13 protein-coding genes and 1 pseudogene are annotated in these 17278 nt (G+C 34.8%); all 14 read left to right on the forward strand.

Annotated elements, in window-relative coordinates; genetic code table 11:
- Positions 1–5 precede the first annotated feature (5 nt).
- Positions 6–836, forward strand: coding sequence for a DNA-formamidopyrimidine glycosylase (gene mutM, locus ACWG42_RS10155; RefSeq protein WP_455792057.1), 831 nt, complete (start codon positions 6–8; stop codon positions 834–836).
- Positions 833–1453, forward strand: coding sequence for a dephospho-CoA kinase (coaE, locus tag ACWG42_RS10160; RefSeq protein WP_455792059.1), 621 nt, complete (start codon positions 833–835; stop codon positions 1451–1453). The genes mutM and coaE overlap by 4 nt, the downstream gene beginning before the upstream one ends.
- Complete coding sequence (locus ACWG42_RS10165) at positions 1428–2621, forward strand: DnaD domain protein (protein ID WP_455792061.1); 1194 nt, start codon at positions 1428–1430, stop codon at positions 2619–2621. The genes coaE and ACWG42_RS10165 overlap by 26 nt, the downstream gene beginning before the upstream one ends.
- The gene (locus tag ACWG42_RS10170) at positions 2622–3533 is read left to right on the forward strand and encodes an ATP-binding protein (protein WP_455792063.1); all 912 of its coding nucleotides are present in this window, start codon (positions 2622–2624) and stop codon (positions 3531–3533) included.
- Positions 3534–3590: 57 nt separating this feature from the next.
- A complete protein-coding gene (gene pfkA, locus ACWG42_RS10175) occupies positions 3591–4553 on the forward strand; it encodes a 6-phosphofructokinase (RefSeq protein ID WP_455792065.1) in 963 nt (320 codons plus the stop codon).
- Positions 4554–4601: 48 nt separating this feature from the next.
- The gene (pyk, locus tag ACWG42_RS10180; protein WP_455792067.1) at positions 4602–6023 is read left to right on the forward strand and encodes a pyruvate kinase; all 1422 of its coding nucleotides are present in this window, start codon (positions 4602–4604) and stop codon (positions 6021–6023) included.
- Between the two features lie 153 nt (positions 6024–6176).
- A complete protein-coding gene (locus ACWG42_RS10185) occupies positions 6177–7211 on the forward strand; it encodes a hypothetical protein (protein WP_455792069.1) in 1035 nt (344 codons plus the stop codon).
- A 59-nt stretch (positions 7212–7270) separates the two neighbouring features.
- Entirely contained in the window at positions 7271–8227 is a 957-nt protein-coding gene (locus ACWG42_RS10190; protein ID WP_455792071.1) for a hypothetical protein, read from the forward strand.
- A 184-nt stretch (positions 8228–8411) separates the two neighbouring features.
- A complete protein-coding gene (locus ACWG42_RS10195; RefSeq protein ID WP_455792073.1) occupies positions 8412–12098 on the forward strand; it encodes an MSCRAMM family protein in 3687 nt (1228 codons plus the stop codon).
- 118 nt (positions 12099–12216) lie between these two features.
- Entirely contained in the window at positions 12217–13119 is a 903-nt protein-coding gene (locus ACWG42_RS10200) for an ROK family protein (protein WP_455792074.1), read from the forward strand.
- A 33-nt stretch (positions 13120–13152) separates the two neighbouring features.
- Positions 13153–14394, forward strand: a complete 1242-nt coding sequence (locus ACWG42_RS10205) for an aminopeptidase (RefSeq protein WP_455792076.1) — start codon at positions 13153–13155, stop codon at positions 14392–14394.
- 104 nt (positions 14395–14498) lie between these two features.
- Positions 14499–15071, forward strand: coding sequence for a LemA family protein (locus ACWG42_RS10210; RefSeq protein WP_455792078.1), 573 nt, complete (start codon positions 14499–14501; stop codon positions 15069–15071).
- A gap of 47 nt (positions 15072–15118) precedes the next feature.
- A complete protein-coding gene (locus ACWG42_RS10215; RefSeq protein WP_455792079.1) occupies positions 15119–17017 on the forward strand; it encodes a DUF2207 domain-containing protein in 1899 nt (632 codons plus the stop codon).
- Between the two features lie 94 nt (positions 17018–17111).
- Positions 17112–17278: pseudogene (locus ACWG42_RS10220) on the forward strand (IS1182 family transposase); the annotation flags it as partial.

Consider the following 17278-nt stretch of genomic DNA (forward strand, 5'->3'; position numbering starts at 1 on the left):
AAAGAATGCCAGAATTACCAGAGGTAGAAACGGTTGTTCGTACACTCGAACATCAACTGCAACATCCTACAATCAAAGATTGTGAAGTGTTGTGGGATAATATCATTGCATATCCGGATGTAGATGCTTTTAAAGCCTCTATAAAAGGGAAATCGATTATCGATTATCGAAGACATGGAAAGTATTTGTTGTTTGATTTAGGCGATATGGAGTGGGTTTGTCATTTGCGCATGGAAGGGAAATTCTATGTACAGCATAAACAAGACCCTTATGATTCACATACACATGTCATTTTCACATTAGATGATGGGCGTGAGTTACGATATCACGATACTAGAAAATTTGGAAAAATGTATTTGTATGAAAAATTAGATAATTATATGATGTATCCATGTTTTCAACATATTGGTATGGATGCTTTTGATGAACGAATTACGGCAGATTACTTATATCGGTTGTTGCATAAGAAACAAACTGTTTTAAAGGCAGTGTTATTGAATCAAGGTGTAATAGCTGGGATTGGGAATATATATGCAGATGAAATTTGTTTTGCGATGAAACTACATCCAGAAACAAAGGTATCAAAACTTAGAAAAAAAGATTTTGAACAATTGATTTATGAAACAAGAAGAATTTTAGGTGGTGCCATTAGAGCAGGAGGAACAACCATTCGTTCATATACATCTTCACTTGGGGTGGATGGACGTTTCCAATTGGAACTAAAGGTACATGCGTTGAAGGGAGAGGCATGTCCGCTTTGCCAGACACTGATTCAAAAAATAACAGTGGCTACTAGAGGAACCTATTTTTGTAAGACGTGCCAAAAGAAACGATGAAGAAAATTGCGATAACAGGAGTGATGGGGGCAGGGAAATCAAGCGTTATTGAAATATTAAAAGGGTATCAATATACAGTTTTGGATTGTGATCGTATGAACGATGAATTGCTTTTAAAAGATCATAAAGGATATGTTGCACTCGTTGAGGTGTTTAAAGATTCCATACTAGATGAACATCAATGTATCGACCGTCAGAAAATGAGCAATCAAATATTTACAAATCAAGAACATAAAAAAATTGCAGAAGGTATTTTACATCCATTCATCAAAGAAGAAATTCAAAGACAATGTAAGGAACATGAACAAGAGGACATTGTGTTTGTAGAAGTTCCTTTGCTGTATGAAATTGGTTGGGAAAGCAATTTTGATGCTACTTGGGTAGTGGCTAGTGAAGAGGAATACTTGCTAGAACGCCTAATGAAATATAGAGGAGTCACAAGAGAAGAGGCTGTTAGAAGACTACATCATCAAATGTCTCAAAAAGAAAAAGTAGAAAAAGCAGATGTTGTTATATGGAATAATTCAAATAAAGAAGATTTAAAACAACAGATTTATGATATACTTGTAAGTATTGTAGGAGTGAATAAGTATGGTAAGAAAAGAGGAATCTTGTAAAATCGAGGTACAAGGAGAATGGACAATGGAGCGCTATGCTTCTTTTCAAATGTTGTATTTTCCTTTGATTAAAGAAGATGCAGCAAATCTTTATCATACCTTACTTGCGATAGGTTCTCGTCCTTCCAAAATTAAAAATCATATCCTAATTCAAAAGATTTGTGGAACCAGTATGGAAGTGATGGAAAAAAGTAGACACATTTTAGAACAGTATCTACTTATTAAAACCTTTTATGATGGAAAGAAAAATACATATCTATATCAAGTGTTTATGCCAAAATGTGGAAATGATTTTCTTCGTCACGAAGTCTTTGGAAGACTATATATGAAAGAAATGGGGAAACAAGTGTATGAGTTTAATAAATTAAGCTTTGCACACGCCATCGAAGATAAAAGTGAATATCAAGATATTACCATTCCTTTTGTGAATGCCTTGAAAGATACGTGGAAAGATAATGAAGAAGAACAGTTTCATTCTATGAAACCAAAACAAGATATCTTACATCATAACGATATTCCATTAAGTTTCAATTTTGATAAGTTTTTAAGTGGATTCTCACAAACAATATTTCCAGCAACTGCACGAAATGAACGAAATCTTAGAACCATTGGTGAACTTGCGACCATACATGGTATCGATGAAATGGAAATGCGTAAGTTGGTAAGTAAAAGTATGAACTTAAAAACAAACAAGTTGAATATCGATGTCTTAAAGAAGAAAGCAAGAGATGCAAAAACCAGCTATAAAGATCAGGAGAATGGGAATCCTTATAGTGTTCCCCCTGTACGATTTCTACAATCCAAACAACATGGTGTGGAAGTTAGCAAATCTGATAAATACTTAATTGAGACATTGATAAGTGATTTCAAGATGAAACCAGAAGTTGTTAATGTGTTGGTAGAGTATGTGCTCAACGTAAAACATATGCAGTTTCCAAAAGCGTATGTAGAAAAGATAGCAAGTACTTGGGTTCGCCTAGAAATAGATACCTATGAAAAAGCACTTGCACATATTGAATCTGAGAAAAAAGAACCAGTATATGCAAACTCATCAAAACCAAAAGAATTGCCAAGTTGGTACCAAGATCAAAGTAGCATTGATACAGGTATGGAAGACTTTGATGAGAAAGAATTGGAAGAAAAAATCAAACGATTACGAGGTGAGTAAATGGAAAAGGTAACATTTGCCTATGAACTTGATGAAGTAGCAAAAAACAACAAAGAAAAAAAAGTTCAACAACTGATGGAAAACCCTTATGTACAAGCATGGATAAAAAAATATCACAAAGATAGAGATTTTGTCTATCAACATAGCGGGAAGTTTTCAGACTATTGTGATGTGATGGAAAAATGCGAAAATTGCAAAGGGCTTGATTTTTGTCGTCAACCATTAAAAGGACAAAGATTATTACTTCATTTAGATGGCTTTTTAATGAATACGCTTTGTACATGTAAGTATGCGATGAAGGAAGAAACAAGAACTTTACATCGTCAGTATTTTTGTGAAAAAGATATAGCAGATATGTATTTTGATATTGATATCGCCCATATGGATTTGTCAAATGAATCGAAAGAATATCGTGGGATGTACAATAAAGTAATCGATTTGTTTGAAAAAGATCATACAAAAGGGATATACTTTTCAGGAAAACCAGGAGCTGGAAAAACATATTTGGCAGCTGGTGTTGCGAATAAATTTGCGAAAGATAAAAAACGTGTTGCCTTTGTGAATGTTCCTAAATTGATTGCGGACTTAAAGATGATGTTTCATGATCATGAGGGGATGGAGGCAAAGCTAAATCGTATTAAAAAAGCCGATATTTTAATCTTGGATGATATCGGTGGAGAAAGTGTGACTGCATGGAGTAGAGATGACATTTTATTGCCATTGTTAGATGCTCGTATGGAACAAAAGAAAATGACGATATTTACAAGTAATTATTCTATGGAAGAGCTAAAACAAAGACTTGCGATGACCAATAACAAAGTAAGTGAACCAGTGGCTGCAGAACGCTTGTATGAGCGCATGAAAACGCTATCTGATGAAATTTTTGTAAAAGGTGAAAGTAGAAGAAAATAAAACTAGTAAAAATTGTAAGAAAATGTTATCATAATAACCGTGAATGGAGGAATTTCTATGGTAAAACGTATTGGTGTTCTTACATCTGGTGGAGATGCACCTGGAATGAATGCTGCAATTCGTGCCGTCACAAGAGTCGCACTGAATAGTGGGATTGAAGTTTTTGGGATTTATGATGGTTACAAAGGCATGGTAGAAGGGTATATTGAACCTTTAACAAAGGCCAGTGTTGGAGAAATCATCGATCGTGGAGGAACGATTTTAGGATCTGCTCGTCTACCTGAATTTAAAGATGAAGAAGTGCGTAAGAAAGCAGTTCAACAATTAAATAAGCGTGGAATAGAAGCGATTGTAGTAATCGGAGGAGATGGTTCTTATCGAGGTGCTCTTGCGTTAACGCAAATGGGTATCAACTGTATCGGAATTCCTGGTACAATCGATAACGATATCACTTGTACAGATTTTACAATTGGTTTTGATACTGCACTTACAACCATTGTAGAAGCAGTCGATAAACTGAGAGATACATCAAGCTCACATCATCGTTGTTCCATCGTAGAGGTTATGGGAAATCGTTGTGGTGACTTGGCTATTTGGTCAGGGATTGCTTGTGGTGCTGAAATTGTGATCACCTCTTCTACAGGTTTTGAAGAAGGCGAAGTATTGGAAAGACTTCGTGATTTTGATTTAATCAAAAAGAAACGTCATGCCATCGTAGTCATCTCTGAGAAGATTACGGATGTTCATCAATTTGCGAAAAAAGTAAGTTTAAATACAGGGTTCTCTGGTAGAGCGACCGTATTAGGGCATGTTCAAAGAGGTGGTTCACCAACTCCGACGGACCGTGTACTTGCGTCAAGAATGGGTGAAAAGGCAGTTGACTTGCTGATGCAGGGTATTGGAGGACAATGTGTCAGTATAAAAGATAACCAGATTGTATCTGTGCCTATCGAAGAAGCACTAAATACACCGAGAGAATCTCGTAAGAAATTCCAGAATTTATTTGATCGTCTGGTATAAAATTTCTTTAACTGGGTATGTATTAGGTAATTAGGAAAGGAAACTTATATGTTAGAAACAAAAAAGACAAAAATTCTTTGTACAATCGGACCAGCGTCTGAAAGTAAAGAAATGATGACAAAACTAGTAGAGAATGGAATGAACATTATTCGTTTAAATTTCTCACATGGTGATTTTGAGGAACATGGAAATCGTATCAAAAACATCCGTGAGGTTGTTAAAGAAACTGGAAAAAGCATTGCTATCCTTTTAGATACAAAAGGTCCTGAAGTTCGTTTAGGAGAATTTGCGAATGGTAAAGAATCTTATGAAAAAGGTGACATTGTTTCTTTAGTTCGTGAAAACATGTTAAGCACACATGAAAAAATTCATGTACAGTGTCCTGAAATTTTTGATGATGTACAGGTAGATGGAACAATCCTTATTGATGATGGAAAATGCCGTTTAACAGTAATCGAGAAAAAAGAGGGGGAACTTGTTTGCCGTATTGAGAACCCTCATGTATTAAAGAGTAAAAAAGGATGTAACATTCCAAATGTGAAACTTACAATGCCTTTTATCTCTCCAAAAGATGACGCAGATATCCGTTTTGGATGTAAAATGGGTGTTGATTATATCGCAGCTTCTTTCACAAGAAGAAAAGAAGATGTATTAGCAATTCGTCAGATTTTAAAAGAAGAAGGAAGAGAAGATGTTCAAATCATTCCTAAGATTGAAAACCAAGAAGGTTTCGATAATCTAGAAGAAATTTTAGAAGTTTCTGATGGTGTTATGGTTGCTCGTGGTGACTTAGGGGTTGACGTTTCTTTAGAATTAGTTCCTATCTATCAGAAAAAAATCATTAAGACTGCAAATGCATTAGGAAAACCAGTTGTAACTGCGACTCATATGTTAGAGAGTATGCAAGGAAATCCTAGACCTACACGTGCGGAAGCAAGTGACGTAGCAAATGCTATCCTTGATGGTACAGATGCAATCATGTTAAGTGGTGAATCTGCAGCTGGTGATTATCCAGTGGAAGCAGTTCAAACAATGGTGAAAATTGCAAAAGCAATGGAACCAACACTACCTTACCAAGATCGTTTAAAAGCTTCTATTAAGACTAGCCAGAGAACGAAAAACGATGCGATCGCTATTTCTGTAGCAGATACTGCAATGGCATTAGACATTGCTGCTATTGTTGCATTTACACAGAGTGGTAATACAGCTCGTCGTATCTCTAAATTCCGTCCTGAAGCTCCAATCATCGCTGTAACATTCGATGAAAAGACACAACGTTCTTTAGCAATGAACTGGGGAGTTACTACTGTATTCTCTAAAGTTGCTAATGATGAAAAGAATGAAGTTGAATTAGCTCGTTCTATCGTTAAGGAATTAGGAGTTAAAGTTGGAGAAACTATCATTATCGTTGCTGGATATCCTGTAGGATGTGGCGCAACAAACGTAATGAAAATTATCGAAGTTAAATAGAATATTGGATGTGAGTAAGTCACATCCTTTTTTTTATCCAATCATGCAAGGAAAATGCAAGAAAATTGCATGTTCACTGCAAGGGATTCTATGGTAGTATTATATTGTGAAAAGAATGTAAATCTGAAGTTTACATATAAGGGGGAATTGCTTATGAAATTTTTTTCTAAATGTATGAGTGTATTTAGTGTTCTATGTCTTCTTGTTGGTTGTTCATCAACTTCTATTAAGCTGCAAAAAGAATCTTTTCTTGTAGAATTGGGTAATCCTATTAGTGTTGATGCTAAAATATATTTGGATAAAGACAGTGATAAATCGCTCCTAAAAGAAACAACCATAACGTTTGAAGTGAATGATTTGTACACGGTGGATAAACAAAAGAAGATTCTCACAAGTACTACAGGTGAGTATTTACCTGTAGGAAAGTACCATGCAAAAGCGCGGCATGATAAGAGTGAGAAAGAACTTGTTGTTGAAGTGAAAGATACTACTGCACCTAAGTTCATTGATTTCAAAGCTGAAATTTCAATCGAAGTTGGATCAGAGGTTACATTAGAAGATTACTTTAAAGCAGAAGACCTATCTCAGGTAACAATCTCAATAAACAAAGATAAATTGAATCTAACAAAAGAAGGTTCTTATGAAATCCAAGTTACAGCAACTGATCAGTATAAAAACAAAGTAACTGAGAAGTCAACAGTTAAGGTCATCGCAAAAGTTGAAGAACCAGTTGTAGAAGAAAAACAATCTATAGATTCATCACAATCATCCACACCCGTTCAACAGCCTTCACAAAACCAAGAAAATACGAACCCAGTAGGAAATGCTGTAGCAGCTGCCGCAAAAAGTTATGTTGGTAATAGTAGTTTTTTCTTAGGGGAATGGTCTTGTGTAAATACAGTTGAAAAAGCAATAAATGCAGCAGGCGCAAATGGAGATGCATTTGTTAATGTTTATGATAATTTTGGAAACGGTGGGTATCAAGTCTCTGATTTGCAAATCGGAGATATAGTTATGTATTATTCTACCTCCAACATTTATCATTGCGCAGTTTATATTGGTAATGGTCAAGCTGTGCATGGAGGCTTCCACTCAGATGGTGATACCAACAGTAACACTGTTTCTGTAGCCATATCTAGCTACAATGCAGGCGCTGGATCTGATGTTAAATTTTATAGATTTTGGTAGTGTATACATTATATATTTGAAAATGATTAAAAATAAAACAGAATGGGTGGGAAAAGGTTATGAAAAAAAGAAAATTATTTATTGTTGCATTGGTAACGATGCTCACATTATCACTCGCAGGTTGTTCTAGTGACAGTATTAAGCTAGAACAAGAAAATTATGTAGTAGAACTTGGTGATTCAATTAGCACTAAAGCAGAGACATATCTTGCTAAGGATACAAAGAAAAACATTTCAAAAGATGCTTCTGTTTCCTTTGATGAAAACAAATTATATACTGCAGATAAAAAAATGGGTGTTTTGAAACCTTCATCAGGAGAATATCTTCCAGTTGGAAAGTACAATGGATCTGTAAAGTACCAGGACAACAAAAAGGATTTCATTGTAGAGATAAAAGATACTACTGCACCTAAGTTCATTGATTTCAAAGAAGAAATTTCAATTGAAGTTGGATCAGAGGTTAAATTAGAAGATTACTTTAAAGCAGAAGATCTATCTCAGGTAACAATCTCAATAAACAAAGATAAATTGGATCTAACAAAAGAAGGTTCTTATGAAATCCAAGTTATTGCAGCTGATCAGTATAAAAATAAAAAAACAAAGAAAGCAACTGCAAAAGTTACGGCGAAAGAAGTTGTGGAAGAATCTGCAGAAGAAAATGCTAACAACAACACAACAAATAACGCAGGAGGAACTACACCAGGAAACAATGCTCAAGCACCATCAAATGGATCTAATTCAAACACAGGAGGCAACAACAATACGCAAGCACCTTCACAACCACAGCAACCATCGACACCTAATGTATGTACACCTAATGGAACTTATCAAGGATTAGGCAACTCTGGGATGTGGTTTAATTCAAAAAACGAAGCAGATTCATGGGCACAAAGCCAATGGTTTGATGAAAATAGTCCTTATTATTTAATGGGGTACCACGCATGGACAGTAGAAGATAGCTGTGGTAATTCAAGAGATGACATTTGGTCAGTTCATTGGTATGAAACTCACCAATAAAATTTTAAAGTTATTTGCAAGCACTTCTATAAAGAGGTGCTTTTTAAGTGAAAGGAAGCGATGATATGAATCATTATAATCGAGGTAGATTACCACCTATAACTATTTCATAGATATAAAGCTAGTTTTTATAAGTGTTAAATATAGATCAGTCATGGACTGGTCTTTTTTATTGGAGGAAAAAATGAAAGAAACAATCAAAAACAGATTTCAAAAGCTTTTGTTGGTGTTTATCGCGATGTTGTCAGTTTGCACAAGCTTTAACTTACCTACAAAAATAGCTGCAGCATCACCCAACATCACTGCAGGAGCCTATACAGGCTACTCCGTCAATGTAATGAATTCTGATGGAGTTCATTCTGAATGGAATGCGAATTATCAGGCTATCTTAATCGATGGAGAATATGGTTTCTGTGTTCAACCAGGTTATGTGTTAGCACCTGGTAATGATTTTACACCTTCTGCTTATGATAAAGAGAGTTTATCCATTATCGCATATGAAGGTTGGGTAAGGTCTAATCATACAATGGAAGATTATTTAGCTACGCAATTTATGATTTGGGAATCATTAGGAGGTAAAATTACTTCTACTAGTTTCTCAGCGTATGCTTCTTATAAATCCACTATACAGAATAAAATAAATAAGCATTCTCTACTACCAAAATTTAATACTAATGATTTAGAGCTAAATGTAGGAGAAAGTATCACTATCACTGATATAAATGGAGTGTTTGAACAATTTAATTTAGTTAATGATGGCGGATTGCAATTAAGCAAAAATGGTAATTCATTAACGATTACAGCAAAACTTAGCACTCCAGAAAATGCGACTATTTTGTATAATAAGATCCCTGATAATTGTGTTGGTACAAGCATTGTTTATAAAAAACCTGGATCTCAAGATGCAGCTAGACTATATGTAAGTGATCCTATACCAACTAATATCAAGGTTAAAGTAAACAAATTCGGATCATTGAGCATTACCAAACTAGATGATTTAGGTAACAATGTACCTAATACATCGTTCAAGCTTTCTAAGAATGCTGATATGAGTGATCCAGTAGGAACTTATACAACAGGCGCAAATGGTATCGTTGTTGTGGATCAGTTACTACCAGCTACTTATTATGTACAAGAAGTTAGTGTTCCTGGACACCTTATTTTAGATAGTACTATTAGAAGTATTGAGGTGAAACCAAATGAGACGTCTTACTTTACTGCTAACAACAATTGGAAACGTGGCTATATTCAGGTTGTAAAGAAAGATAAAGATTCAGGGAAAACAGTTGTAAAGGCAAATACCACTTTCTCTATTTATAAAAGTAATGGAACATACGTTCAAGATATCACTACGAATAACGATGGTTCAGCAAAGACAGGGCTTTTATTATACGGTGATTATTACTTGCTAGAGAAAACAGCTCCTGATGGATATATTATCACTTATGACAAACTAGTCTATACAATTAGTGAAGATGGTAAGACATATTCTCAAGAAATAACAAATAAAAGAGTTACTGGTACAATCAACATAAAAAAAGAAGATGGTGTAACAGGTTCTGTTCCACAAGGAGAAGCAACCCTTCAAGGTGCTGTCTATGAACTTAAGGCAAGAAAATCTATCTTAGATCCTGCAGATGGAAGTGTGAAATACGCAAAGGATTCTGTAGTGGATACACTTATAACGGATAAAAATGCGCAAGCTTCTGTATTTAATTTATATCTTGGAGAGTATTATTTGAAAGAAAAGACTCCAAGTGAAGGGTATACATTAGACCCTACCGAATATGATGTGACATTATCATATGAAAATCAAAATGTGAGTGTCATTACGAAGAATCAAACTGTAAAAGAAAAAGTGATATCACAAGCATTTGAACTTATTAAAGTTTCTGATAATGGATCTGGAGAAGCAGATTTGCTTGCTGGAGTAGAGTTTACAGTGAAATCAAAGAAAGATATCGATGATTATGGAAGCTGGGAAAAAGCACCGATTGCTAAAAATGCGCTAGGGAAAACTACTGCAGTACTTGTGACTGATAAAAAAGGATATGCAGTAAGTGAAGAGTTACCATATGGGGATTATGTTGTTCGTGAAACTAAAGTGCAAGCTGATCATTCTAAAGTACCAGATTTTCATATTAAGATTGATAAAGATTCAAGAACTCCCCAAGTGTGGCGTGTATTTAATGATGTGAAATTTAGAGCAGTTGTATCCATTGTGAAAAAAGATGCGGATAGTGATAAAATCATCACTCTTTCAGGTGCTAAATTTAAGATTAAAAATCTTGATAAAGATGAGTATGTAGGACATTGGGTGTGGAATCCACTTCCACATTATGTAGATAGTTGGACAACTGATAAAAATGGTTCTGTTATGACAGATGATGTATTGGATCCTGGAAATTATCAACTGGAAGAAGTAGAGTCTCCAAATGGATTTCTATTAGCAAAACCAATCAAGTTTAAAATCTCATCGAGTGGTGTGTTTGAAACACTGCCTGATGGAACAACACCTGTTATTACAGTTGTGGTGAGAGATAACAAACCAACAGGGAAAGTAAAGCTTAGTAAAGTAGATAAAGAAACTAGGGAAGTTTTGTCTGGGGTTCAATATCAATTAACTGCCGCAGCAGATGTTCTTGACCCAGCGGATGGTTCCATTATTTATAAGGAGGGATCTACTATTTCCATGGACATCAGTGAAAATGGATATTATTTAACGAATGAACTTGGTGAAATTGAAATAGAGGGTTTGCCATTAGGAACGTATGCCTGTAAGGAAACAAAGGCTCTTGATGGATATGTAAAAGATGAAACTACGTATATCTTTGAATTAACGCAAGAAAACAATACACAAGAAGTTTATGTACACGAGCTAACATTAGAAAATCAGAAAACAAAGACTGAAATTTTAAAATATGATATAAACAACCATGCGCTTGAGAATGCTCATTTACGATTGGTTGATGAAGATGGTGAAATTGTAAAAGAATGGGTTAGTAAGAAAGGCCCTATGAAATTAGAAGGATTACTTGTTGGTAAAGAGTATACGCTTTATGAAGACGAAGCACCTGAGTGGTATGTGATTTCTAGACCGGTTACGTTTACTGTTGATAATACGACAAAGGTTCAAGAAATAAAAATGTTTGATAAACAAGTAGGGGTGAGTAAACTGGATGAAGAAAAAAAACACTTGGAAGGGGCGAAGTTACAAGTAGTCTCTGCTAAGACAAAAGACATTGTTGATGAATGGGAGAGTGATGGGAAGGAACATATGATAAGAGGTTTGATAGAAGGGAATCGTTACATTTTAAAAGAGATAGAAGCACCTCTTGGGTATGAAAAAGCAAAAGATATAGAGTTTACAGTGAACGAAGATAAAGAAATTCAGAAATTAGTAATGGTTGATGTACCTATTAGGGAAAAGATATATATCAAGAAAATAGATGGAGATACAAAAGAAAGCATTAAGATGAAAGAATTTGAGTTTACCTTGTATAAAGATGAAGGATGTACACAAAGATTGCGTAGTGTTGAGGCAGATCAAGAACATGGGGTAGTAGAGTTAGAGCTACGTTATGGTGAATATTGGGTGAAAGAAAGCAAAGCACCTAAGGGATATCAATTATCGAGTGATGTGTTACATATCAAGATCGACGAAAATGGTGTTTTTTTGAATGGGAAGAAGTTAGTAAAAGAAGGGGATTTATATGAAATTTTATTTGAAAACTTTAAAGTGATTCAACCAGTTGTTAAGACGGGTGATGTACATGATGATTTACAGAGGGGAGTGTTTGTGATGGCATTGGGTGTTTCCTTTTATGGAATATTGTTTTCATTAAAAAGGTTAAGGAAAGATATTCGTTAGGATTCATAAAAATGAAAGAAAAAATACATTCTATAAATATAAGAAAATTTCAATTTTAAGGAAGAAAAATGAGAGAGGATATGATAAAATAAAAGCATAATCTTAAAGGAGGACAATAATGAAAACATTTATTGGAGTAGATTTAGGCGGTACAAATGTACGTGTCGCAAAAGTAGATGAATCTGGAAACATTTTACAGATTGTAAAGGAAGCTACAGAAATTGGTAAGGGTGTTGAACATGTGGTTCAAAAAATGATCACTATGATTGAATCGATCGATGGTTACCAAGAATGTAGTGGTATTGGAATGGGTGTTCCAGGTCCAGTGGATACAGTTGCTGGGAAGATGGTGTTGGCTACAAATCTTCCAGGCTTTGAAGGATATCCAATTGCGAAGAGAATTGAAGAACACTTCCATATTCCTGCTTATGTTGATAATGATGTAAACGTTGCAGGTATGGGTGAGGCTTGTCTTGGCGCAGGAAAAGGTGAGCATGTAGTATATTATGCGACAATCTCTACTGGTATTGGTGGAGCATTGATTGTGGATCAAAAGGTAGTTGCAGGTAAAAATGGACATGCAGGTGAAATTGCGAATATCATCATCGATCGTAACCGTGAGAAAGTAAATTATTTAAATCAAGGTGCTGTTGAAAATGAAGCAAGTGGAACTGCGATTACTCGTAAAGGGAAAGCCATGTTTGGAGAAGAAGCAATTGCACATGCCGGAGACGTATTTGATTTGGCTAGAAAAGGGAATGCCGAAGCTATAAAATTGTGTGATGATATTGCCTATGATTTAGCTGTTATGTTCTCTGTTATTGCACATGTAGCAGATCCAGCAGTCTTTGTACTTGGTGGTGGTGTTATGAAAGGCAAAGATGTTTTCTTTGATAAGATGGAAAACTATTATCGTACGATGATTCATAAAGGAATGCAGACAGTTGTATTTAAAGAAGCACAATTAGAAGAACCAGGAATTGTTGGTGCAGCAATGTTACCAAGTGCTTATATTGATTAAGTTATAAGCACCATTAGAAGGAGATAGAAGTTTATGAATAAAGAGATTATTCAGAAATATGCAAAATTAGCAGTCTGTAAGGGAGTCAATGTACAAAAGGGACAAATTTTGATGATTAACACAAGTGTTGAAGCTATTGATATGACACGTGCATGTGTGGAGGAAGCTTATAAAGCAGGTGCAAAACAAGTTGTTGTTAACTATATCGATGAGTGTGTAAGACGTTCACAATATCTATATGAAGATGAGGAAACACTTACGAATATTAGACCTTTTGTGATTGATAGTAAACTTACGTATTTTAAAGAAGGGGCTTGTATTCTCCATATCATTTCAGAAAAACCTGGGATTTTTAAAGGATTGGATGCAGAGAAAATTTCAAAATATCAATTCGCAATGTCAAAGGCAGGAAAAGAAGTTCAAGAATATACAATGTTAAATAAAGCACAGTGGTGTATTGTTGCAGTTCCAAATGTAGAATGGGCAAAACAAGTGTTTCCTAATTGTGAAGATGATAATGCAGCTGTTGAATTGCTTTGGGAACAAATTCTACATGCAGTACATGTAGAGGAAGATAATGATCCTGTAAAAGAATGGGATTTATTAGGAGATCGTTTTAAATCTCGTAGTAAGATTTTGAACGATTACGATTTTAAAGCAATGCGTTTTGAAAATAGTCTTGGTACGAATTTGGAAGTAGGATTGCCTGAACATCATATTTGGTCAGGTGGTAGCGATACGAAAGTTGGTACGGATGTAGAATTCAATCCTAATATGCCAACAGAAGAAATTTTTACAATGCCTTTAAAAACAGGAGTTAATGGCGTTGTTTATGCGAGTAAGCCATTGTTGTATAGTGGTGAGTTAATTGAAGATTTCTATATTGAATTTAAAGATGGAAAAGCAGTTAATTTTGATGCGCAAGAAGGAAAAGAAGCATTGGCACAATTGATTTCTTTTGATGAAGGAAGTTGTTATCTAGGAGAAGTAGCGCTTGTTCCTTATGATTCTCCGATCTCTAAGAGTAATATCTTATTCTTGAATACCTTGTTTGATGAAAATGCTTCTTGCCATTTGGCATTAGGGGCAGCGTATCCAACATGTTTGAAAGGTGGAGAAGATATGAGTGAAGAAGAACTTGCGAAAGCTGGTGCAAATATCTCTTTGACACATGTAGATTTTATGTTTGGTACAGGTGATATGAAAATTACGGGTATCACAAAGGATGGTAAAGAAATTCCAGTGTTTGAGAATGGAAATTTCGTTTTCGATTAATACTAAGGATGTACACATGAGTTGTGCATCCTTTCTTGTATAAAGGTTGTAGGCACTAATGGAACATGATATAATCAATTTGTAACTTAAAAGGAGGGATTGCTATGTTTTTTACAACACCTGTGATCATTGGTATTGTTGTAGTCGTTATTTTATTAGGACTTGTAGGTTGGGTAGTTTCCAAATACAATAAATTTGTTAGCACGAATAATAAAGTAGAAGAAGCTTTTTCTACAATGGATGTGTATTTGAAAAAGCGTTATGATTTGATACCAAACTTGGTAGAAACTATCAAAGGGTATACAAAGCATGAAAGCGAAACACTTGAAAAAGTAATTAGTGCACGTAATATGGCAGTAAAAGCTCAATCCATGGATGAAAAGATTTCATCCGAAAAGAATTTCCAATCTATGTTAGGGCCTTTGTATGCGATTAGTGAACAATATCCTAATCTTAAAGCGGATCAACACTTTGTGAAACTTCAAGATGAATTAAAAAACATTGAGGATGAGATTGCAAATTCACGTAAATACTATAATGCAGTTTGTGTGAAGTTTAATAATCTTGTGGAAATGTTCCCAAGCAATATCTTAGCTGGAATATTTCATTTTGGTAAAAAACCATTATATGAGATTGAAGATGCTGTGCAAAGAGAGAATGTTAAAGTACAGTTTTAGTGATTAGGAATAGCTGTGCTATTCCTTTTTTTCAAAGGGAGAAAATTATGAAGAAAATTATACGTTGTTTACTTGTCTCGTTGGGATTATGTTTGTTTTCCATACTACCTGTATCTGCTCAAGAGGCATTCATTATTGATCAAGCAAACATTGTCATGGATGTTCATGAAGATGGATCTATTGATATCGTAGAAACCTATCAGATGGATTTTACGGATTATCGACATGGGTTTTATCGCAACATTCCCAATACTTATCGCATGCAGTTTTCTGAAGGTGGAGAAGTTAAGACAATGAATTACTTCTTTCCTGTTTCTAATATCGAGTGTTCTACTACTTGCGAAATAGAAGGGAATAAGGACTCTGTAATTGTAAAACTTGGAGATGGAGATGTTACCATCATAGGGAAACAGGATTATACGATTTCCTATACCATTCAAACTAGAGATTTAAGATTAGATAATAAAGCACAAACATTGTATTGGAATTTGATTGGTAATTTTGATACACAAGTAAAAGATTTCAGCTATGAAATTCGTATGCCCAAAGAATTTGATAAAAATGAAGTTTTCACTTCTACTGGAGCTTATGGAGAAAATGGAGATACGCTAAGCTATGTGGTTGATGGCACAACGATACGCGGATCCCTTACAAACCCACTTTATAATAATGAGTTTGCGACTATTCGAGTAAACTTAGGAACAGATTATTTTGCATTTCCTGTAATGAAAGATTACACAGTAATCTGTGCAATTGTTGCTGGGGCTATTTTATTGCTTGCGTTCTTGTTGTTTATGAAGTTTGGTAAAGATGATGAAATTATTGTGACTGTTGAATTTAAAGCACCAGATGGTTTGAATAGTGCGGAGGTTGGCTATATCATAGATGATACTGCACAAAACAAGGACATGATTTCTTTGGTTATTGATTGGGCAAATCGTGGGTTCTTAAAGATACATGATGTTGAAGGAAGCTTTAAATTAGAGAAATTAAAAGAAATGGACAAAGAAAACAGCAAAGCTTATGAACGTAAATTCTTTGAAGCTATTTTTAAGAAAAATACAATCGTTAGTGAAAGTGAAATGACTGGTTTGAAAGTAGGAGAAGCGTTACAATCTTCAAAATCAATGTTAACGAATTATTTCCACTCTAGTAAGAAACGTCGTATTTATAACAACAATTCAATCGTTCTACAAATAATCATGATTTTCTTTATTATGTTGCCAGGTTTATTATCAGTTACTTTGGCCGCAAGAGAAATCTATGGGTTATTCCAGATTTATTTTGTATATTTAATACCTTCTGTTTTATTGGGAGTGAGTTGTATTCCATGGATATTTATTATGCGTTTACGTTATTCTATGAAAAACTCTGTCTTCTTATTATCAAGTGTAGGATGCCTTGTATTAAATGCTATTCTTATCGGAGTTAATATATTCATGCAATATATTTGTGAAGTATCTTGGATTGGAATTGTGATTAGTAGTATTGTAAGTGTATTGTTGATCATCATTATGATGTTTATGGACAAACGTACTCCTCAAGGGAATAAATGGTTAGGACAGATTCTTGGATTGAAAGATTTTATCTTGAACTGTGAAAAGGATCGTTTGGAATTGCTTGTGAAAGAAAATCCAACTGCCTTTTATAACATCCTTCCATACGCATATGTATTGGGTATTTCTGATACATGGGTGAAAAAGTTTGAAAGTATTGCGGTGATTGCTCCTGATTGGTATGTGGGGTATAATGGCAATTTATTTACAACAGTATTATGGTGGAATCATTTCCATTATTGTTTCCATAGTATTTCTACTGCAGCCTCTCATATTCCTGCGCCTACTGGAGGTAAGGGGATTGGTGGAGGAAGCTTTGGTGGTGGAGGCTTTGGCGGCGGAGGTTTCTCTGGTGGAGGCTTCGGTGGTGGAGGCGGCGGAAGCTGGTAAAAAAAGAGGCTGTAACGAATAAGAAACAGCCATAACATAAAAAAACACGTCAATCTCATAAGAGGAAGACGTGTTTTTTTGGTATAATTTAACTATGGAAAACAACAATGTGTTAGAGTTAAATTATCCATACCTAAGCAATATGGATTATACTACACAACAGATGATTTTACCACTAGATTTAGGAAAAAAGTTAAATTCTTCAGATCCAGTGTTCAGTTTTCTTAAAGTGATGGAAGGAGTCAATTGGAATAAATACCT

The organism is Amedibacillus sp. YH-ame10 (genome assembly GCF_053848885.1).